This is a genomic window from Bradyrhizobium sp. RD5-C2 (assembly GCF_019972155.1).
GTDB lineage: Bacteria > Pseudomonadota > Alphaproteobacteria > Rhizobiales > Xanthobacteraceae > Bradyrhizobium.
Map to the genome: position 1 here is coordinate 600,609 of NZ_BOVL01000019.1, position 20,659 is coordinate 621,267.

Sequence of the window (20,659 nt, forward strand, 5' to 3'; positions counted from 1 at the left end):
CCGTAGCGCGTCACGGTGAGTTGATAGGCAATCCGGCGGACCATCTCAGGCTGTATTCCAAGACTGAAATTCAACACTGAACCAAGACCGAACTCGAGACCGAAGAACAGGAATTTCGCATGATCGGCGCGCTCGCCCGCAAGTTTTTCGGCTCCTCCAACGACCGCCGGGTCAAGGGGTATCAGTCCCGCGTCAGCGCCATCAACGCCCTCGAGCCCGAAGTCGTCAAACTGACGGACGATGAGCTCAAGGCCCGCACCGCCGAGTTCAAGCAGCAGCTCGCCAATGGCAAGACGCTCGACGACCTCTTGGTTCCGGCCTTCGCCACGGTGCGCGAGGCGGCCAAGCGGACGCTCGGCCAGCGCCATTTCGACGTCCAGCTGATCGGCGGCATGGTGCTGCACGAGGGCGACATCGCCGAGATGAAGACCGGCGAAGGCAAGACGCTGGTTGCAACCCTCGCGGTCTACCTCAACGCGCTCGCCGGCAAGGGCGTCCATGTCGTCACCGTCAACGACTACCTCGCCCGCCGCGACTCCGGCTGGATGGGCCAGATCTATTCGTTCCTGGGGCTGACCACCGGCGTGATCGTGCACGGCCTCGACGACGCCGAGCGCAAGGCCGCCTATGCCTGCGACATCACCTACGGCACCAACAACGAATACGGCTTCGACTATCTGCGCGACAACATGAAGTACCGCCTGGAGGACATGGTCCAGCGCGAGCATTTCTACGCGATCGTCGACGAAGTCGACTCGATCCTGATCGACGAAGCGCGCACGCCGCTGATCATCTCCGGCCCGCTCGACGACCGTTCGGATTTCTACAACACCATCGACACCTTCATGCCGAAGCTCGTCAAGAAAGACGACTTCGAGGTCGACGAGAAGCAGCGCACGGTGACGCTGACCGAAGGCGGCATGGAGAAGCTCGAGAACCTGCTGCGCGACGCCGGCCAGCTCAAGGGTGACTCGCTGTACGACGTCGAGAACGTCTCGGTCGTGCATCACGTCAACCAGGCGCTGCGCGCGCACACGCTGTTCACGCGCGACAAGGATTACATCGTTCGCGACGACGAGGTCGTCATCATCGACGAGTTCACCGGCCGCATGATGCAGGGCCGGCGTTATTCGGAAGGCCTGCACCAGGCGCTGGAAGCCAAGGAACACGTCACGGTCCAGCCCGAGAACCAGACGCTGGCCTCGATCACCTTCCAGAACTATTTCCGGATGTACCAGAAGCTGTCCGGCATGACCGGCACGGCGCTGACCGAAGCCGACGAACTGTTCGACATCTACAAGCTCGAGGTCGTCGAGATCCCGACCAACCTGCCGGTGGCGCGTCTCGACGAGGACGACGAGGTCTACCGCACCCAGAACGAGAAATACGCCGCGATCCTTGCCGAGATCGAGCGCGCCAACAAGCGGCTGCAGCCGGTGCTGGTCGGCACGGCGTCGATCGAGAAGTCGGAAGTGCTGGCCGAGTACCTCAAGAAGCACGGCTACAAGCAGATCGATTTCGGCGCCGAGTCCGGTATGGACAAGCTTTATGCTGCGGCCCGCGCGGGCAAGCCGGCAAAGCTGTTCGCGGTGCTGAACGCGCGCTTCCACGAGCAGGAAGCCTATATCGTCGCGGAAGCCGGCGTGCCGGGTGCGATCACGATCGCGACCAACATGGCCGGCCGCGGTACCGACATCAAGCTCGGCGGCTCGCTCGAGATGCGGATCCAGCAGGAGACCGCCGCGATCACCGACGAAGCCGAGAAGGCCAAGAAGATCGAGCTGATCAAGGCCGACATCGAGCGCTTCCGCGAGATCGTGCTGAAGGCCGAAGAGGATTTCGAGGTCGAGCCCGCCAAGGGCAACAAGCCCGCCAAGACCGTGAAGAAGCCGGGCGGCCTCTACATCATCGGCTCCGAGCGCCACGAATCCCGCCGCATCGACAACCAGCTGCGCGGCCGTTCCGGCCGTCAGGGCGACCCCGGCCGCTCGAAATTCTTCCTGTCGCTGGAAGACGACCTGATGCGCATCTTCGGCTCCGACCGGCTCGACAGCATGTTGCAACGGCTCGGCCTGCAGGAAGGCGAGGCCATTATCCATCCCTGGATCAACAAGGCGCTCGAGAAGGCCCAGCAGAAGGTCGAGGCGCGCAACTTCGACATCCGCAAGAACCTCCTGAAGTTCGACAACGTCCAGAACGACCAGCGCAAGGTGATCTTCGACCAGCGCATCGACCTGATGAAGGACGACAGCGTCGTCGAGACCGTGACCGACATGCGCCATGCCTTTGTCGAGGACGTGGTCGCCAAGCACATCCCCGAGCACGCCTATGCCGAGCAGTGGGACACCGCGGGCCTCAAGGAAGAGCTGAAGCGCGTGCTCGATGTCGACCTGCCGGTCGACGAATGGGCCAAGGAAGAAGGCATCGCCGACGAGGAGCTGCTGACGCGCATCGAGAATCATGTCGACGAGCGCATGGCGGCCAAGGTCGCGCAATGGGGCCCCGACGTGATGCGTTACGTCGAGAAGACCATCCTGTTGCAGACGCTCGACCATCTCTGGCGCGAGCACCTGATCATGCTCGACCATCTGCGCCAGGTGATCGGCCTGCGCGGCTACGGCCAGCGCGATCCGTTGCAGGAGTACAAGACCGAGGCCTTCAATCTCTTCCAGGAGATGAGCGCGCATCTGCGCGAGGCGGTCACCGCGCAGCTGATGCGGGTCGAGATCGTGCCGCCGGAAGAGCCGCCGATGCCGCTGCCGCCGATGGAAGCGCACAAGCTCGATCCCAACACCGGCGAGGACGAGTTCGCCCAGGCCCGCCTGACCGAGGCCACCTACGCGCAGGCCTCGCTGGCGCCGGGGATGCCCGCCGCCGACCGCAATCCGAATGACCCGGCAAGCTGGGGCAAGGTCGGCCGCAACGAGGATTGCCCCTGCGGGTCAGGCAAGAAGTACAAGCACTGCCACGGGCGGTACGCGTAAGCCGCCGCAAGCCTGACGCGGCGGGCGCCTGGCCCGCCGTCGAGACTACTCGCGCTCAACCGGCGAACGCCTTGTCGAGATCGGCGATGATGATCTTCTGCATCTTCAGCATCGCCTGCATTGCGCGATCGGCCGCCTTGCGGTCGGGGTCGCCGAGATAGCGGCTCAGCGCCGTCGGGATCACCTGCCAGGACAGGCCGAAGCGGTCCTTGAGCCAGCCGCAGCGCGATTCCTGGCCGCCGTCGGTGAGCTTGCTCCAGAAATAATCCACCTGCTCTTGGGTCTCGACGCTGAGGAAGAACGACACCGCCTCGTTGAATTTGTGCTGCGGCCCGCCATTGAGAGCGTAGAACCGCTGCCCCTCGAGCTCAAAACTCGCCATGAAGTCGCTGACGGTCTCGATCTCGGCGTTCGGGAACACCGACTTGTAGAAGGCGACGGCGTCGCGGACGTTATTGTCGAGCCAGAGGAACGGCGTGATCGAAGTCATGACGGGGAAATCCTTGTGATCGATGAGGAGGATGAGCCGGAACCGCGCGCACAGCGTTAGCGCATCCGGAGGACGCGCCCGCGACCGTCACTCCGACATGTTGACCGGACTTTTTGTTGAGCCTCCCGGCACGGCTGTCTGCCGGTAAGGCGGTATTTTTCGCGATTTTGGAGCCCCGGTAACCCTGCGCTAAGCCCGCGGCCGGTCCGGCCACTACCCAACGTCGGTATTGGTTCGTCCAATCAATCACTTGTTAGTGCTCTGTGCTTCAATATTGCCGGGCGCGTCGGGTGAGCCGCCAACGCGCATCAAAGCGTCTCTTTGGTCAAGGCTCGATCCGGAGGCCGCGCCTTGCAGACCGCGACGACTATGCCCGGCCGCTACTATCCGGCGATCTTCGTGCTGGCGTCGGCCACGCTGGCCTATCAGATCCTGATCACCCGCTTCTTCAGCGTGATGGTGCATTACCACTTCGCTTTCGGGGCCATCGCGCTTGCGATGTTCGGGCTGACGCGCGGTGCAATGAAGGTTTATGAGGATTCGGCCCGCTATGCGCCGGCGCGTGTGGCGCCGGAGTTTGCCCGCCATGCCGCGCGGTTCGCGATCAGCGGCGTCGTCGTGATGTGCGCCTTTCTGTATGCGCCGCTGGTCGTGCCCGGCGCATATGCCATGTCTGCGCTCGCCGTGGTCGCGCTGGGTTTCACCATCCCGTTCGCCGAGGGCGGCATCTGCATCACGCTTCTCCTGACCCGGCTGCCCAACGTCGGCGGCTGGCTTTACGCTGCCGATCTGGTCGGCGCCGCGGTCGGATGCCTCGGCATCATCTTCGTGCTGCTGGTGATCGATCCGGTCAGCGCGACGCTGTGGATCGGCGCCTGCGCCGCGGCCGTCGGCTGGTTCGTGGTCCGTCACGGCGAAGGCCGAAGCGATGTGCGCCTGAGCCGCAACGCCGCGCTTGGTCTTGCCGCGCTCGCCGCGGTCCACACCGCGCTTGCCGCAACCGGCAGCAGCCATCTTGGCGTGATCTGGGCCAAGGGCACCCAGCAGACCGGAACGTTGTTCGAGCGCTGGAACACCTATTCGCGCATCCGCGTGACCGATCTCGGGCTTTCGACTCCGTTCGGCTGGTCGTTCTCGCGCACCCCGGATACCAGGATCGAGCAGCTCTATCTCGACATCGATGCCGACGCGGCGACACCGATCACCCGCTTCTCCGGCGATCTGACCAAGGTTTCCTATCTCAAGGACGACGTCATCAACGCGCCCTATCTGGTGCAGCAGCGGCCGGGCGACGTCGCCGTGGTCGGCGTCGGCGGCGGCCGCGACATCCTCTCCGGCCTGTATTTCGGCGCGCAGCGAATTCACGGCATCGAAATCAATCCCGCGATCTTCGAAGTGCTGACCGACAAGTTCGCCGATTATTCGGGCCATCTCCATCGCCAGCCCGGCGTGTCGCTGGTCAATGCCGAAGCGCGCAGCTACATCAACCACTCGCCCGATCGCTACGACCTGATCCAGATCTCGCTGATCGACACCTGGGCCGCCACCGCAGCCGGCGGGCTGACGCTGACCGAGAACCGGCTCTACACCGTGGAGGCGTGGGACGATTTCTTCCGCGCGCTGAAGCCGGGCGGCATGCTCTCGGTATCGCGCTGGTACGAACCAACGGCCTATCGCGGCGAGTTCTATCGCCTGATTGCGATCGCGGCCGAGGCGTTGCAGCATCAGGGCGTGCCGATGACCGAACTGTCGCAGCATGTGATTGCGGCGAATGTCGGCAGCGTCGTCACGGTCATGACCCGGCCCGAGGCGTTCACGGCGGCGCAATGGCAGGGCGCGCGCGAGCGGCTGGAAGCACGGGGATTCAAGCTGCTGCTCGGGCCTGACATCGCGTATGACAATGTCACCTCGGCTCTGCTATCGGGCAAGGCCGACCAGCGCTTCCTTGATTCATTGCCGGTAAACATCGCGGCCTCGACCGACGACAAGCCGTTCTTCTTCTATACCGCGCGACTTGCCGATCTGTTCCTCAAGAACGGCTTCGAGGCGCAGAACAACGCAGCGCTCGGCATCATCAAATGGGTGCTCGTCTTCCAGCTCGGCATCTGCATTTTCTACATCGGCATTCCCTTCGCGCGCTTGATGCGGCGGATGCCGGCGGCCACACTGGTGCCGCCGGTGGCCTATTTCGCCGCGATCGGCATGGGCTTCATGCTGATCGAGATTTCGCAGATGCAACGGCTGATGGTGTTCCTCGGCCACCCCGTCTACGGGCTCAGCGTCGTGCTGTTCACGATCCTGCTGTTCGGCGGCATCGGCAGCGCCACGGTGGGTGCCGCGCCTGCGCGGCCGGCCATGTTGATCGCTCGCCTCGTGGCGCTGGTCGCAACGCTGGTGGCCGCAGGCCTGCTGACGCCGGCCATCACCGCCTTGGCGCGCTCCGCGCCGACCGACATCCGCATCCTGGTGTCGGTCGCGCTGCTGGCGCCGCCGGCCTTCTGCATGGGCATGATGTTCCCGCTGGGCCTCGGCATCTGGCGGCGGCATGACGGGCTGCTGCCTTTCTTCTGGAGCACCAACGGCATCACCTCGATGCTTGCGTCCGTGCTCGGCATGGCGCTGTCGATCCAGTTCGGCATCACCACGACGTTCGCGCTCGGCGTCTGCTGCTATGTGGTGTGCGCGATCATGATCGTCGGCAACCGGCTGGCCCATCCGGTCGCTGATGACGCCCTCACGCCGGTCGGGCCGGCAAGCCTGGTGGCGCAGGACGAGGTGGCGTCGTAGCGGAGGCTGTTGCCTATTGCCTCAGTTGGCGCTGCCGATCAAGCTTTCCAGCAGCCGCTTGAGCTCGGTGGTCGACTTGTCGCCATAGCTCTCGACGATGTGCTCTTCCTGGCTCACCGCCAGCGAGTTCAGCCGGCGGCACAGCGCCTTGCCGCGATCGGAGACGAACATCAGCACCTTGCGGCGATCCTTGGGATCCTGCACGCGATAGACCAGCGCATCCGACACCATGCGGTCGATCATCTTGGTCAGCGTCGGATGATTGAGCAGCACCGCGTCGGCAAGCTCGCCCATCGAGTGTCCGTTGCCGTCGGACAGCACTTTGAGGATGCGCCACTGCTCGACCGGCACGCCTTCCTTGGCCAGCCGCGTCTCCAACTGCCGGTTGATCTCCCGGTTGGCTTGCGCGAGCAGGTAGGTGAGGTGTTCGGTGATCGGGGAGTTTTCTTTCGGCGGTTTAGCCACGGCGTGAGACCTGGTTCCTGACCCGGTGAATGAATGTCCGGCAACTCATGCCGTTTCTATATGCACTTCAATTGTTGAATATTCAATATTTTCCCCTAGGATATTCCCCCAACCAAGGGGCGGATGCCGCGACCGCCCGCTGGCTGCGTTGCGTACTGCTTCCCAGACAGGAGTTGGCGTGCTCTCGACGGTCTCCTTCCAGGCGTATGGCGGCATGCCCGTCGCGCCGCCGCACCTGTTTCGAAATCCGTCGTCCTGCGCGGCCGATCTCGCTTTGACCGTCAAGCCGGGCTCCTCGCGCCGTGGCGGCACCGACAGCAAGCTTAGAATCGGCAATTTCATCACCTTCTCCGGCGCGCCCGGGATCTGGGGGCCGATCTCGGCCAACAGCGTCATGCTCGCGGTCGCCGAGATCAACCGCCGCGGCGGCATCCGCGGCCGCGAGGTCGAATTGTCGATGTACGACGCTGGCGGTCCGATCGAGGAGGTGGTGCGCCGCGCCGAGCGGGCGATCGCGTTCGACGAGATCGACGTGATCATGGGCTCGCATATCTCGGCGGTCCGCCTCGCATTGCGCAAGGTCACAGCCGGCCGCATCCCCTATGTCTACACGCCGGTCTATGAGGGCGGCGAGCGGACGCCCGGGGTGATGGCGATCGGCGAGACGCCGCGTGCCGAAAGCCGCCCGGCGATCCACTGGCTCACCGAGGTCAAGAAAGCGCAGCGCTGGTACCTGATCGGCAGCGACTATGTCTGGCCCTGGCAATCGCATCGCGCGGTGAAGCGCTACATCAAGGAGGCCGGCGGCCAGGTGGTCGGCGAGGAGTTCGTCCCGCTCGGCGAGGACGATCACGAGCCGCATCTGGCGCGGATCCGCGCAGCAAGGCCCGATGTCGTGCTGATCACCCTGATCGGCACCGACAGCATCACCTTCAACCGCGCCTTTGCGGAAGCCGGGCTCGCCGCCACCACGCTGCGCTATGCGGGCGCGATGGACGAGACCGTGCTGCTCGGCATCGGGCCGGACGCGACCGAGAACCTGTTTTGCGCCTCCGGCTATTTCGGCTGCGTCGCTTCGCGCGTCAATGACGAGTTCCAGACCAGCTACCGCGCGATGTTCGGCGCGCACGCGCCGCCGATCGGCTCGGTCGGACAGTCCAATTACGAGGGAATGCGCTTTCTGGAAGCTGCGGCCAATCGGGCCCGCTCGCTGTCGACGGGCCCGTTGTTTGCTGCAGCGCGCAACCTCGTCTACACCGGCGCCCGCGGCACCGTGACCATTCGCGACGGCCGTGCCGAAATGCCGATCTATCTTGCCGAGGCCGACGGTCTCGACTTCAATGTGATCAAGACGATCTAGAAGCGTTCTCGAGCGAAGTGGGTACCGGTTCGCGTGAAGAGAACGCGCCAAAACAGGAGCTAATGGCACCGTCGCCCGCAAGGGCGAGGGCGATGCCGTGAGCGGCGTGCCGGTGCCGGACAGGAGCAGGTGTGCATTCGACGTCCAACGTCATGGCAAGAGACCTCCCGTTCCCGCCATCCCTGCTGTTCAGGAACCTGGCGTCGGCGGCGTCGGATCGCCTGCTTGCGCCGATGGATCGGGGTGGGTTCGGTCCGCGCGGCGCGCGTAACCGGCTGCGGATCGGCGGCTTTCTCTGTTGCTCCGGTTCGCCCGGGATGTGGGCACCCGCCGCGACCTCGACCGCGCAACTCGCCGTTGCGGAACTCAACCGGCGCGGCGGCATCCTCGGCCGCGAGATCGAGTTCCAAGTCTACGACGCCGGCGGTCCGCTCGACGAGGTGGTCGACCGCGCCGAGCAGGCGATCGCCTCCGACGAGGTCGATCTCATCATGGGCATGCACACCAGCGCGGTGCGTGTCGCGCTGCGTCGCCTCATCACCCGCAGCAAGATCCCCTACATCTACACGCCGGTCTATGAGGGCGGTGAGCGCACGCCGGGCGTGATTGCGATCGGCGAGACGCCGCGCTGGCAGAACCGGCCGTCGATCCACTGGCTGGCCGAGGCGAAGCGCGCGAGGCGCTGGTACCTGATCGGCAGCGACTATGTATGGCCTTGGCAGTCGCACCGCGCCGTGAAGCGCTACATCAAGGAGACCGGCGGTCTTGTGGTCGGCGAGGAGTTCGTGCCGGTCGGCGAGGACGATCACGCGGCGCATCTGGAGCGGATCCGCGCGGCGAAGCCCGACGTCGTGCTGATCTCGCTGATCGGCACCGACGGCGTGACCTTCAACCGCGCCTTCGCCGACGCCGGGCTCGCCGCTACCACGTTGCGCTTTGCCGGCTGTTTCGACGAAACCGCGCTGCTCGGCATCGGCGCCGACAAGACCGAGAACCTGTTCTGCGCCTCCGGCTATTTCCCCTCCGTCGGCTCGCAGGCCGGCGACGATTTCAGGGATCGCTATCGCGCGATGTTCGGGGCGTTCGCGCCGCCGGTCGGATCGTGCGGCGAGTCCGCCTATGAAGGCTTCTGCCTGCTTGAAGCCGCGGCCAACCGCGCCGGCACGCTCGACCTGCGGGCGCTGCTCGCGGCAGCGGACAACCTCGTCTATCGCGGCCCGCGCGGTCCGGTCACGGTGCGCAATGGCCACGCCAGGATGCCGATGTATCTCGCCGAAGCCGACGGCCTCGACTTCAGGGTGATCAAGGCGATCTGACGCCGGATGCGACAGCCTGCCTAACCGATCCATGAAATAATACTTGAAAAGGAAAATATTTCCGTTTTCAATACGGCAGCGGGGTGGGCGGTTCGCGCGGGTCAAACGCGCCGCCGCTGCTTCGTGCCAAGGGATCCGATCCAGGAATCAAAATTCAAAGATCAAAAGCTTCAGGAGAGCGCCGTGACCGTCGTCCTTCCCACGCCAACGCAACTTCGTGCCGTCGCCGAGCAGTGCGGCCTGTCCCTGACCGATGAGGACGTGGCCTCGTTCCGCGGCCTGATGCAGGGCTCAGTCGATGCCTACAACCTCGTCGCCGCGATGCCGGACGAGCTGCCCGAAGTGAAATATCCGCGCACGCCCGGCTATCGTCCGGCGCCGGAAGACAACAAGCACAACGCCTGGTACCGCAAGTCGACGGTGAAGGGCGCGGCCTCCGGCAAGCTCAAGGGCAAGACGGTGGCGCTGAAGGACAACATCATGCTGGCCGGCGTGCCCATGACCAACGGCTCGTCGACGCTGGAAGGCTATGTGCCCGATTTCGACGCCACCATCGTCACCCGTATGCTGGATGCCGGCGCCGAGATCGCCGGCAAGGTGCATTGCGAGCACTTCTGCCTGTCCGGCGGCAGCCACACCAATTCCTACGGAGCCGTGCACAATCCGCACAAGATGGGCTATTCGGCCGGCGGCTCGTCGTCGGGCTCGGGCGTGGTGGTCGCGCTCGGCGAGGTCGACATGGCGATCGGCGGCGACCAGGGCGGCTCGATCCGCATGCCGTCCTCGTTCTGCGGCACCTACGGCATGAAGCCGACCTGGGGCCTCGTGCCCTACACCGGCATCATGCCGATCGAGATCTACGTCGACCACACAGGCCCGATGACCGCGACCGTGGAAGACAACGCGCTGCTGCTGGAGGTGCTGGCCGGCGACGACGGCTACGATCCCCGGATCAAGGCGCCGAAGGTCGAGGATTACACCAAGGCGCTCGGCAAGGGCGTCAAGGGCATGAAGATCGGCATCGTCAAGGAAGGCTTTGAGCAGCCGACCGCGGAGGCCGCGGTGAATGAAAGCGTGCGCGAGGCGGCCAAGCGCTTCAAGGATCTCGGCGCCAGCGTCGAGACAGTATCGATCCCGATGCACATGCTCGGCGGCGCGATCTGGACTCCGATCGGCACCGAAGGCCTGACCCAAACCATGATGTTCGGCGACGGCTACGGCCTCAGCCGCGGCGACCTCTATTCGACCTCGCTGATGGATTTCCATCGCGGCTGGCGCCGTCAGGCGGATTCGCTGTCCGAGACCACGAAGCTGTTCATGATGCTCGGCACCTACATCAACAACAGCTTCGGTCCGCGCTTCTACGGCAAGGCGCTCAACATCTCGCGCCGGCTGGCAGCAGCCTACGACAAGGCCTTCAAGGACTATGATCTGCTGCTGATGCCGACCACGCCGATGAAGGCGACGAAGTTGCCCGAGGCCAATGCCAGCCGTGAGGAATATGTCGCCCGCGCGCTGGAGATGATCTCCAACACCGCGCCGTTCGACATCACCCATCACCCGGCAATGTCGCTGCCCTGCGGCATGGTCGACGGGCTGCCGGTCGGCCTGATGTTGGTCGGCCGGATGTTCGAGGAAACCACCATCTACCGCGCCGCGCATGCCTTCGAGCAGGCCGGCGATTGGAAGAAGATGTGAGGCACCGCTTGTCGCAGACGCAGGGTCGATGGATCGAACACCATGGCTAGCACCTTCGCCGCGGTGTTCGAAATCGTGAGCTTCGGCGCGATCATCGTGCTGGTCGTGCTCGGGCTCGGCATCATCGCCAGCATGATGGGCATCTTCAACTTCGCGCAGGGCGAATTCGTCCTGCTCGGAGCCTATGTGACCTATCTGGCGTATGCCCATGGCGCGCCGGTCTGGGCCGGCATGGTCGCCGCGCCCTTCGTGGTCGGCGCGATCGGCTTCGTGCTGGAGGCGCTGATCATCCGGCGCTTCTATGCCGCGCCGATCGTGGCGATGCTCGGCACCTATGCGCTCGGGCTGATCATCCGCGAAAGCGTCCGCGGCCTGATCGGCGGCTTCTATCTCACGGTGCCGGAGCCGATCGGCGGTTCGATCGACCTCGGCTCCGTCCACATCTCGGCCTGGCGCTTCACCATCATCGTGATCACGCTCGTGGTGATGGGCGGCTGCTATCTGCTGCTGGCGCGCACGAACTTCGGGCTTCGTGTCCGCGCCACGCTGGAGAATCCGGCGCTGGCGCGCGCGTCGGGCATCTCGACGCCGTTGATCTACGGCGCGACCTTTGCGTTCGGCGCGGCACTGGCCGGGCTTGCCGGCGCGCTGATCGTGCCGGTGTTCTCTCTGTTTGCCGATCTCGGCATCCGCTTCCTGATCCAGGGCTTCGTCGCCGTGATGGTCGGCGGGGTCGGCTCCTTCATCGGTCCGGTCGCCGGCGCCGGCGTCATCGGCACGCTCAGCGCGGCGCTGCCATGGGTCATGTCTCCCGTCGTCGCCGACGTCCTCGTCTTCGTGCTCGCCATCGCCTTCATCAAATTCCGGCCGCAAGGCCTCATTGCTGGGAAAGGGGTCTAATCACCATGTCGATTGAACGCATGAATCTCACGCGCCGCCGCTTCATGAGCAATTTCGCCTTCGCGACCGGTGCGCTCGCGACCGGCGTCGGAAGCTGGGTGGTGAGGCCCGATTGGGCCAACGCCGCTGAAGGCCCGATCAAGGTCGGCATCGCAACCGACCTGACCGGCCCGATCGCCTATGCCGGCAATGCCGACGCCAATGTCGCCAAGATGGTGATCAAGGAGATCAACGCCGGCGGCGGCCTGCTCGGCCGGCCGCTCGAACTCTACATCGAGGACACCGCCTCGAACGAATCGGTCGCAGTCGGCAACGTCCGCAAGCTGATCCAGCGCGATAAGGTCGACATGGTGCTGGGCGGCATCACCTCGTCGATGCGCAACGCGATCAAGGACCCGATCGTGGCGCGTGGCAAGACGCTCTACATCTATCCACAGCTATACGAAGGCAAGGAGTGCACGCCCTATCTGTTCTGCACCGGGCCGACGCCGGCGCAGCAATGCGACGAATTCATTCCCTGGCTGATCAAGAACGGCGGCAAGAAGTTCGCGCTGCCGAGCGCCAACTATGTCTGGCCGCACACGCTCAACGTCTACGCCCGCAAGGTGATCGAGGACAATGGCGGCGAGGTCGTGTTCGAGGAGTATTACCCGCTCGACCAGGTCGACTTCTCGTCCACCGTCAACCGCATCATCTCCAACAAGGTCGACGTGGTCTTCAACACCGTGATCCCGCCTGGTGTCGGGCCGTTCTTCAAGCAGCTCTATGAAGCCGGCTTCCTCAAGAACGGCGGACGGCTCGCCTGCGTCTACTATGACGAGAACACGCTCAACATCAACCAGGCCAGCGAGATCGAGGGGCTGGCGAGCTGCCTCGATTATTTCAAGGTGCTGACCAAGGAGGATCCGTTCAACGCCAAGATCCAGGCGGCCTATGAGAAGGATTTTCCGGGCAACTTCCTGTTCGCGGCCGGCAGCGCCGCCACCGGAACCTATCGCGGCCTCAAGCTGTGGGAAGCCGCGGTCAAGGAAGCCGGCAAGGTCGATCGTGACTCGGTTGCGGCCGCGCTCGATCACGCCAAGATCGCCGAAGGGCCCGGCGGACCGGCCGAAATGGTGCCGGGCAAGCGGCACTGCAAGATGAAGATGTACACCGCTGTTGCCAAAGGCGGGAACTATGAGATCGTGGCGCGCAGCGCCGGTCTCGTCGATCCCAAGGAATGCTGAGCAATCCATGGGTGGAGCAGAGCAGGCCGTCGCACGCATCCGTGAGGAACCGGATGTCGTGACAGGTGATGGCGCACCGGCCGCGCGCGCGCCGGCGGGACAGGCATCGGCAGGATGGAAGGTCCTGCCGATCGTGGAAGGGCTGGTGCTCTTGATCGCACTGGTCCTGCCATGGGTGCTGCAGGATTATCTCACGGTGTTCGCCACCCGCGTGGTGATCCTCGCGCTGTTCGCGCTGTCGTTCGACCTGGTGTGGGGCTATGCCGGCATCATGAGCTTCGGCCAGGCGCTGTTTTTCGGCGCCGCCGGCTACGGCGTGGCGTTGCTGGCGCGCGACCTCAATGTCACCTCGATCCTCCTGATCCTGCCGGCGGGCACCCTGATCGGCCTCACCGCATCGCTGCTGCTCGGCGGCTTCCTGCTGCTCGGGCGCTATCCCTCGAGCGTGATCTTCGTCTCGCTCGGTACCCTGACCGGCTCCTACGCGGCGGACCGGCTGGCGCGCGGCTGGTACTATCTCGGCGGCCAGAACGGCATCCCGTCGATCCCGCCGCTCACGCTCGGCAGCTACGAGTTCGAGGAGGGGCCGGTCTACTACTACATGGTGCTCGGCATCCTCGTCGTGGTCTATCTGCTCTGCCGCTTCCTGGTCCGCTCGCAATTCGGCCTCGCGCTCGCGGGCCTGCGCGAGAACGAGCAGCGCATCGCCTTCTTCGGCTACAAGGCGCAGCATCTGAAGGCGATCATCTTTGCGGTCGGCGGCACCATCGCCGGCCTCGCCGGCAGCCTCTATGCCTTCCACGAAGGATTCGTCTGGCCCAACATGCTGGGGGTCGTGTTCTCGACCCAGGTCGTTCTGTATGTGTTATTCGGCGGCTCCGGCACGCTGATCGGCGCGGTGATCGGCACCGTGATCATCGAGGGCGTCAGCTTCTGGCTGTCGGACAATTACCGCGACGTCTGGCCGATCATCCTCGGCGTGCTGCTGCTGCTCGTGATCATGTTCCGCCCGCTCGGGCTGGTCTCCCTCGTGCTCGGCGAGCGCGAGCGGGTCGGCAGCTTCGGCAAAGCGCCAAAGCCAAAGGAGACCGGCAATGCCGCTCCTTGAAGCATCAGGCATCAGCAAGGTGTACGGCAAGCTCACCGCGCTCGACGGCGCAGGCTTGACCGTCGGCGAGAACGAGTTTCACGGCCTGATCGGCCCCAACGGCTCGGGCAAGAGCACGCTGATGAAATGCGTCGCCGGCGCCGAAATGCCGACCACGGGCAAGGTCTCGTTCGTCAACGCCGACATCACCGCGTTCACGCCGACCGAGCGCGCCCGCGCCGGCATGAGCCTGAAATTCCAGATCACCTCGGTGCTGCCGACGCTGACGCTGTACGACAACATCCTGCTGGCGCTGCAGGCGCAGTCCTCGCTGTTCGATCTCGTGCTGTCGCGCACCCGCAACAGGCTGCACGATCAGGTCATGACGATGCTGACCCAGTTCCGGCTCGCGGACCGCGCGCATGATGCCGCGGCGGCGCTGTCGCACGGCCAGCAGCAATGGCTCGAGATCGCGATGGCGCTCGCCGGCAAGCCGCGGCTGTTACTGCTGGACGAGCCAACCGGCGGCATGAGCCTCGAGGAACGCCGCGTCACCGGCGAGCTGTTGCAGCCGATCAAGCAGCATTGCTCGCTCGTCATCGTCGAACACGACCTCGATTTCATCCGCGACATCTGCGACCGCCTCACCGTGCTCGACCAGGGCAAGGTGCTGGCGTCGGGGACGGTCGCGGAAATCCAGGCCAACAAGAGCGTCCAGGAGATTTATCTTCGCCGTGCCTGACCAATCCTTCCTCGATATAAGGCATCTCGATGCCGGTTACGGCCGCAGCCAGGTCCTGTTCGATGTCAACATCGGCATTCCCTGGCGCGGCGGCGTCGCCGTGCTCGGCCGCAACGGCGCCGGCAAGACCACGCTGATGAAGACCATCGTCGGCGAGCTCGCGAGCACAACGGGAGAGTTGTTCTTCGACGGCCGCGACATCACCCGCCGCCGCACCGAGGAGCGCGTGCGCTCCGGCATCGGCTATGTGCCGCAGGAGCATTCGGTGTTCGCCCGGCTTTCAGTGCGCGACAACCTCGCGGTCGGCTCGCTGACCAACTCCGATACCAGCGCGGTCGATCGCGTGCTCGAGATCTTCCCCAAGCTCGGCCAGCGTCTCGACCAGCCGGCCGGCACGCTGTCCGGCGGCGAGCGCAAGATGCTGGCGATCGGCCGCGCCATGCTCGGCAATCCGAAACTGCTGCTGCTGGACGAGCCAACCGAAGGCGTCTGGATCGGCGTGATCGAGGAGATCACCGAGCGGCTGATCGAGCTTGCCAAGAGCATCTCGGTCGTGATCGTCGAGCAGCATCTCGACCTCGCGCTGCGCGTCGCCGACTACGCCTATGTGCTGGATCGCGGCCGCGTCGCGCTGCAGGGCGGCGCAAGCGAAGTGCGCAACGATCCGGAATTGCTGCGGTACCTGGCGCCGTAACCGCAGGGGCGTGGTGAATCCCGGGTTCCCGAGGAACGAAGCGCCCCGGCCGCCGTTGGGCCGCGGGAGGAATTCACCAATGCGTTATCTTTCGATCATAACTCTTTTTGCTGCTGCTGCCGTGATGAGCAGCGGTGCAGCGCTGGCGCAGCATGCCGGCACCAAGTCCGAACAATCCGCGTGCTCACGCGATGCACAGCGCTTCTGCCGGAAAGACCTCGGCAATGACGGCGCCGTGCAGAGCTGCCTTCAGATGAAGCGAGCCAACCTGAGCTCAAGCTGCAAGAAGGTATTTGAAAGCCACGGCATGTAACCGTCATCAGCCGGTGCAGATATTCGCGTTGATCAACGCGACGGCGTCCCGCCGACGTGCTCGACAAGATGCGCGCGCGACGGCGACGGCTCAAACCGGTCGGCGAAGTACTGCGTTTCGTGGACGATCTGTCCGTCGCGGAATTCCATGATGCTCACCGTGTAGGACGGGATGCCGTCATAGGTCAGCACGAATTCGGTGACCCAGAGATCGCCGCTGCCGATCATACGCTGGATCGTGAAGCGCTTCTTGTTCGGCTGCACCGTCCGGCTCTGCTGAATGTTGCGCCGGCCGCGAATTCGTTCGCCCGATTGCGGATAATCGAGCACCGCATCCTCGTGGTAGATCTCATGCTCGCGCTCGAAATCGCTCGCGTCCGAAGCCTCCCAATGGCGCTGCAACGCCGTGCGTACGGCTCGATCGTCCATCGCAATCTCCCGGCTGTGCCCCGTGCATCATCTGACGGTCGTCAGTGCGCGATTGGCAAGCAGAATGTGGCAGAGCGACGCTGGGGCAATTCATGTCGCGTGGATGCGGAAGTTTGGCTCACAGATCGCGCAACATACTCGATGTCGTCCCGGTGCAGGCCGGGACCCACAACCACCGAAGTTGATTGTTGTGCGGCGCTGGGGCCACAGCTTTCCTCACCAACCCAACCCTGTGGTTATGGGTCCCGGCCTTCGCCGGGACGACACTGTACTGGCGGGAAAGTTTGATCGTTACCGAAAGGCGGCGCCGCGGCGCAAGCCCCCCGCTCACTTCACCGCGGAGAAGCGGGTGTCGAACGAGTTGGTCTGCACGACGGGCGCGGAGCCGGCGAGTTGGGTCGACGGTGTCGCCGCGGGGGCGGCTGCGGCGGTGTTGGTCACCTGCGGCTTCGGCGCGGGCTTGGTGGCCTGCTTCGGCTCCACCTTCGGGGCGACGCGAACCACCGATTGCGGCTTGGCCTCGGCGACCTTCGGCTTGACCGGCACGGCGGCGGCCGGCGTGGACGGCGATGCGGCCGGCTTGCCGGCGTCGGCGGTGGCGTCACCGATGCCGACCTTGCGGGCAAAGCTCGAGAAGAAGCCTTCGGATTTGTCGGACGCGTTGGCCGAGGCGACGCGGGTGCTGGCCGGCGGCGTGGTCGACGACGTGGTCGCCACCACCGGCTCTTCCCGCTGGACTGCGAGATTGGGCCGCGGCGGATTGACCGTGCCGGGGATCGTGCCGGGGGCGCGCGCCAGCGACATCGACTGAAGCGCCTGGCTGTCGCCGCCTTCGGACAGACCGGTGTTTCCTTCGGGAATCTTCGAGGCGAAGATCGCGTTCATGCCGCCGTCGATGCCGGTGTTGAGGCGGGCCACGGGCGTACCCTTCGCGGCCAATTTGGCCATCTCCGCGTCGTCGCGCTGCTCCTTCTCGCGCACCGCGCTCGCGATCTCCGCGGGGATGACATAGGCCGGGCACTTCGCCGATGCATTGAACACCGGATCGCGCAGAGCGTCCGGCGCCTTCACCGCGTCGAAGACGTATTTCTTCTCGCAGAAGTCGACCTTCGGCTCCTGCTTCGTCACCTCGAAATGATCGTTGCCTTCCTTGATCATCTTCCAGAAAGGCATGTTCGGGTTGTTGCGGTGCTTGGCCATGTTCACCGGCGTCATCCGGAACGGATAGGCTTGAAACTGGAAGGCCTTCTGGCCACCGAAGAACGACTCGCGGCCGAGCGAATAGATCTCCGCGATCTGCTCGTCGGTCATCGCGTAGCAACCGCGCGACGAGCAGTCGCCATGCACCATCAGCTCCGAGCCGGTGCGGCCGAGCGACTTGTCGAACGCGTTGGGATAGCCGGTGTTGAAGGAGAGGTAATAGGCCGACTGCGGGTTCATCTGGCTCGGGTTGATCGAATAGAATCCCTCGGGCGCCTGACGGTCACCCTCGCGGACCTTCGGACCGAGATCGCCCGACCAGCGGCAGATCGGATAGGTCTTGAGCAGCGCGAACTGGCCGGAGCGGGTCTGCTTCCAGATCTCGAGCTCGGCTTCCTGCTTGAACAGCCGCACCAGGATCGGCGACTGCATGTCCATGTCCTTCTCGGTCATGGCAGCGACGAGCTTTGGCGGGACCGGCTGGTTGGCCTTGGCATTCTGCGCGAGCGAGATCTGATCGCTGTCACAGCCGGCGAGCATGACACCCGCGGCGAGGACCGCCGAAGTCAGAAGCGCGCGTACGAGCGTGCGATGAGTCAAGTCCGAGCTCCACACCCACCGGGCGATTTTCGCGACCCCAACACGGCGAATATGCCCTGAAGCCATTGTGTAAAATATTAGCCTTCGACCACCCCTGCTCGCAACCTGAACCGAGGCTGACAGCCTTCACGGTAGCAGGCATGGTTCAAGGAACGTTAAAGACCCCGCTCGGGGCCCAATTACGGCAAAATCGGCCGATTTGGTCGAAAAATTGGGCGGTTTGGGTGGGTCAACCCAGCTTGCGGCCGATATCCAGGAACTTCTGGCGCCGCTGTTTGCGAATCGCGTCCGGATCAAGATTTCGTAGGTCGTTGAACGCTTGGGCGATGGCGTCGCCCGTGAGCGCGATCATCGCGGCGGGGTCGCGATGAGCGCCGCCGGAGGGTTCTTTCAGGATCTGGTCGATCACGCCGAAGCGCAGCATGTCCTGGGCGGTGATCTTCATGCTGTTGGCGGCTTCCTGCGCCTTGGTGCCGTCGCGCCACAGGATCGAAGACGCGGCCTCCGGCGAGATCACGCTGTAGATCGCGTGCTCCATCATCAGGACGCGGTTCGCCGTCGTGATCGCGATGGCGCCGCCCGACATGCCTTCGCCGGTGACGATCGCGACATTGGGCACGCCGAGCGACAGGCAGGAGTCGATCGAGCGCGCGATGGCCTCGGCCTGGCCGCGCTCCTCGGCGCCGATGCCGGGATAGGCGCCGGCGGAATCGACGATCGACAGCACGGGGATGCCGAAGCGGTCGGCCATCTCCATGAGGCGCACCGCCTTGCGGTAGCCTTCGGGGCGCGCCATGCCGAAATTGTGCTTGATGCGGGTATCGGTGGTGGCGCCCTTCTCCTGGCCGACCACGCAGATGCTCTCGCCGCGGAAGCGGCCGAAGCCGCCGATCAGGGCCTCGTCGTCGGCGAATTTGCGGTCGCCGGCCATCGGGGTGAATTCGGTGATCAGGCCGCCGATGAAATCGGTGAAGTGCGGCCGCTGCGGATGCCGCGCCACCAGCGTCTTCTGCCAAGCCGTCAGGTTGGCATAGAGGTCGGTCAGCGCCTGTGCGGCCTTGTCCTCGATCCGCGCGACCTCGTCGCCGATGTCGCTGCCGCTCGCGGCAAGCGCACGCAACTCGTCGATCTTGGATTCAAGCTCGGCGACGGGTTTTTCGAAGTCGAGATAGCTGCGCATCGGGTCGGGCATCAACTCAATATAGGGAGGAACAATGCGAGGAGCGAAGCGGTTTCGGCGGTGGCAAGAGAAGTTTTGTAACTTCAATCGGTTAACGCGCATTCGGGCGGAATGCACGCTTCGGGATCGCAGGCAGGTGACGCTCTTTCTGCGGAGACGACGCGGAAGTCAAGGCGGATCAGGCGAAGGTATCGATGTCTGGCGGGTGCCGGACTTACTTCTCCGCCAGCGGATGCAGGTCGCGGACCAGGCTCTTCAGCCGCTCCTCGACCACATGGGTGTAGATCTGGGTGGTGGAGATGTCGGTATGGCCGAGCAGAGTCTGCACGATGCGTAGGTCCGCGCCATTGTGCAGCAGGTGGCTGGCGAAGGCGTGGCGCAGCACGTGCGGAGACACCAGCCGCGGTGCGAGGCCGGAGGCGCTCGCGAGCTCCTTCAGGTCGCGGGCGAAATGCTGCCGGGTCAAATGGCCGCTCTCGCCGGAGGAGGGAAACAGCCATTTCGACGGCGCGGTTTTCTTCGCCTTCGGCTGCATCACCTCCAGCGCGGCGAGATAGTCCGCCATCGCCTGGCGCGAGGCGTCGTTCAGCGGCACCAGCCGCTCCTTGTTGCCCTTGCCGCGCACCACGATCATCCGTGCGTCGCGCCGCGCCGCGGAGACCGGCAGCGACACCAGCTCGGAGACGCGCAGGCCGGTGGCGTAGAGCACCTCGAGCAGGCAGTACAGCCGCAGCGCGCGCAGCCGCTGCGCCGGCGAGACGTCGGTCTGGGTCAATTCCTTGGCGCGGGTCAGCATGCGGTCGACATCGGCAATCGACAGCACCTTGGGCAGGCCGCGGCCGCGCTTCGGGCCGGACAGGATCGCGGCCGGATCGTCGCCACGGATACGTTCGTTGAGCAGGAAGCGGTAGAGATGCCGCATGGCCGACAGCCGCCGCGCCACGCTGGTCGACTTGAAGCCGCGCGTGTCCAGGTCAGCGAGGTAACCGCGCAGCGCCTCGGTGTCGGCACTGGTGAAATCGGCGCCGGCATGGGCGAGGTAGTCGGAGAAGTCGGTGAGGTCGCGACGGTAGGCGTCGAGCGTGTTGGCGCCGGCCCCCTGTTCCGCGGCGAGCATGTCGAGGAACAACGCGGTCAGCTTGGCGTCGGAGGACTTGGCAGGGGTCTTCTTGGCAGCAGCGGTCATGCC

17 protein-coding genes are annotated in these 20,659 nt (G+C 64.8%); 11 read left to right on the forward strand and 6 right to left on the reverse strand.

What is annotated here, in order from left to right; genetic code table 11:
- The first annotated feature begins 119 nt into the window (after positions 1-119).
- Complete coding sequence (gene secA, locus BraRD5C2_RS23880; RefSeq protein WP_223972091.1) at positions 120-2,984, forward strand: preprotein translocase subunit SecA; 2,865 nt, start codon at positions 120-122, stop codon at positions 2,982-2,984.
- A gap of 55 nt (positions 2,985-3,039) precedes the next feature.
- Here the strand turns inward: secA and BraRD5C2_RS23885 are convergent, their stop codons facing one another.
- Positions 3,040-3,474, reverse strand: coding sequence for a VOC family protein (locus BraRD5C2_RS23885; protein ID WP_223972093.1), 435 nt, complete (start codon positions 3,472-3,474; stop codon positions 3,040-3,042).
- 351 nt (positions 3,475-3,825) lie between these two features.
- Between BraRD5C2_RS23885 and BraRD5C2_RS23890 the strand changes: the two genes are divergently transcribed.
- Positions 3,826-6,261 carry a spermidine synthase family protein gene (locus BraRD5C2_RS23890; RefSeq protein WP_223972095.1) on the forward strand — a complete coding sequence of 812 codons (2,436 nt, stop codon included), beginning with the start codon at positions 3,826-3,828 and terminating at the stop codon, positions 6,259-6,261.
- A 21-nt stretch (positions 6,262-6,282) separates the two neighbouring features.
- Here BraRD5C2_RS23890 and BraRD5C2_RS23895 read toward each other — a convergent pair whose 3' ends face one another.
- Positions 6,283-6,726, reverse strand: coding sequence for a MarR family winged helix-turn-helix transcriptional regulator (locus BraRD5C2_RS23895; protein WP_038387042.1), 444 nt, complete (start codon positions 6,724-6,726; stop codon positions 6,283-6,285).
- A 178-nt stretch (positions 6,727-6,904) separates the two neighbouring features.
- On the opposite strand from BraRD5C2_RS23895, the gene BraRD5C2_RS23900 reads away from it, so the two are divergent.
- The 9 genes from BraRD5C2_RS23900 to BraRD5C2_RS23940 all read left to right on the forward strand — a co-directional run bounded on the left by BraRD5C2_RS23900 (position 6,905) and on the right by BraRD5C2_RS23940 (position 16,062).
- Positions 6,905-8,086 carry a substrate-binding domain-containing protein gene (locus BraRD5C2_RS23900; RefSeq protein ID WP_223972097.1) on the forward strand — a complete coding sequence of 394 codons (1,182 nt, stop codon included), beginning with the start codon at positions 6,905-6,907 and terminating at the stop codon, positions 8,084-8,086.
- Between the two features lie 152 nt (positions 8,087-8,238).
- Positions 8,239-9,402: a substrate-binding domain-containing protein gene (locus tag BraRD5C2_RS23905; protein ID WP_223972099.1), complete on the forward strand. Its 1,164-nt coding sequence runs from the start codon at positions 8,239-8,241 to the stop codon at positions 9,400-9,402.
- Positions 9,403-9,585: 183 nt separating this feature from the next.
- A complete protein-coding gene (locus tag BraRD5C2_RS23910) occupies positions 9,586-11,100 on the forward strand; it encodes an amidase (protein WP_223972101.1) in 1,515 nt (504 codons plus the stop codon).
- Positions 11,101-11,142: 42 nt separating this feature from the next.
- A complete protein-coding gene (locus tag BraRD5C2_RS23915) occupies positions 11,143-12,000 on the forward strand; it encodes a branched-chain amino acid ABC transporter permease (RefSeq protein WP_223972103.1) in 858 nt (285 codons plus the stop codon).
- A gap of 5 nt (positions 12,001-12,005) precedes the next feature.
- On the forward strand, positions 12,006-13,226 hold the full coding sequence (locus BraRD5C2_RS23920) for a substrate-binding protein (protein ID WP_212311940.1): 1,221 nt from the start codon (positions 12,006-12,008) through the stop codon (positions 13,224-13,226).
- Between the two features lie 7 nt (positions 13,227-13,233).
- Positions 13,234-14,334 carry a branched-chain amino acid ABC transporter permease gene (locus BraRD5C2_RS23925; RefSeq protein ID WP_223972105.1) on the forward strand — a complete coding sequence of 367 codons (1,101 nt, stop codon included), beginning with the start codon at positions 13,234-13,236 and terminating at the stop codon, positions 14,332-14,334.
- A complete protein-coding gene (locus tag BraRD5C2_RS23930; RefSeq protein ID WP_223972108.1) occupies positions 14,321-15,055 on the forward strand; it encodes an ABC transporter ATP-binding protein in 735 nt (244 codons plus the stop codon). Before BraRD5C2_RS23925 ends, BraRD5C2_RS23930 begins: the two co-directional genes overlap by 14 nt.
- Entirely contained in the window at positions 15,048-15,749 is a 702-nt protein-coding gene (locus tag BraRD5C2_RS23935) for a branched-chain amino acid ABC transporter ATP-binding protein (RefSeq protein WP_223972111.1), read from the forward strand. Before BraRD5C2_RS23930 ends, BraRD5C2_RS23935 begins: the two co-directional genes overlap by 8 nt.
- Positions 15,750-15,828: 79 nt before the next feature.
- Positions 15,829-16,062, forward strand: coding sequence for a cysteine rich repeat-containing protein (locus tag BraRD5C2_RS23940; protein ID WP_223972114.1), 234 nt, complete (start codon positions 15,829-15,831; stop codon positions 16,060-16,062).
- A gap of 32 nt (positions 16,063-16,094) precedes the next feature.
- On the opposite strand, the gene BraRD5C2_RS23945 is transcribed toward BraRD5C2_RS23940, so the two are convergent.
- The 4 genes from BraRD5C2_RS23945 to xerD form a co-directional block, all read right to left on the reverse strand.
- Positions 16,095-16,490, reverse strand: coding sequence for a nuclear transport factor 2 family protein (locus BraRD5C2_RS23945; RefSeq protein ID WP_223972117.1), 396 nt, complete (start codon positions 16,488-16,490; stop codon positions 16,095-16,097).
- Between the two features lie 327 nt (positions 16,491-16,817).
- Positions 16,818-18,290, reverse strand: a complete 1,473-nt coding sequence (locus BraRD5C2_RS23950) for a L,D-transpeptidase family protein (RefSeq protein ID WP_249788359.1) — start codon at positions 18,288-18,290, stop codon at positions 16,818-16,820.
- Positions 18,291-18,519: 229 nt separating this feature from the next.
- Entirely contained in the window at positions 18,520-19,482 is a 963-nt protein-coding gene (locus tag BraRD5C2_RS23955; protein WP_223972118.1) for an acetyl-CoA carboxylase carboxyltransferase subunit alpha, read from the reverse strand.
- A gap of 202 nt (positions 19,483-19,684) precedes the next feature.
- On the reverse strand, positions 19,685-20,656 hold the full coding sequence (xerD, locus tag BraRD5C2_RS23960) for a site-specific tyrosine recombinase XerD (protein ID WP_223972121.1): 972 nt from the start codon (positions 20,654-20,656) through the stop codon (positions 19,685-19,687).
- Between the last annotated feature and the right edge of the window lie 3 nt (positions 20,657-20,659).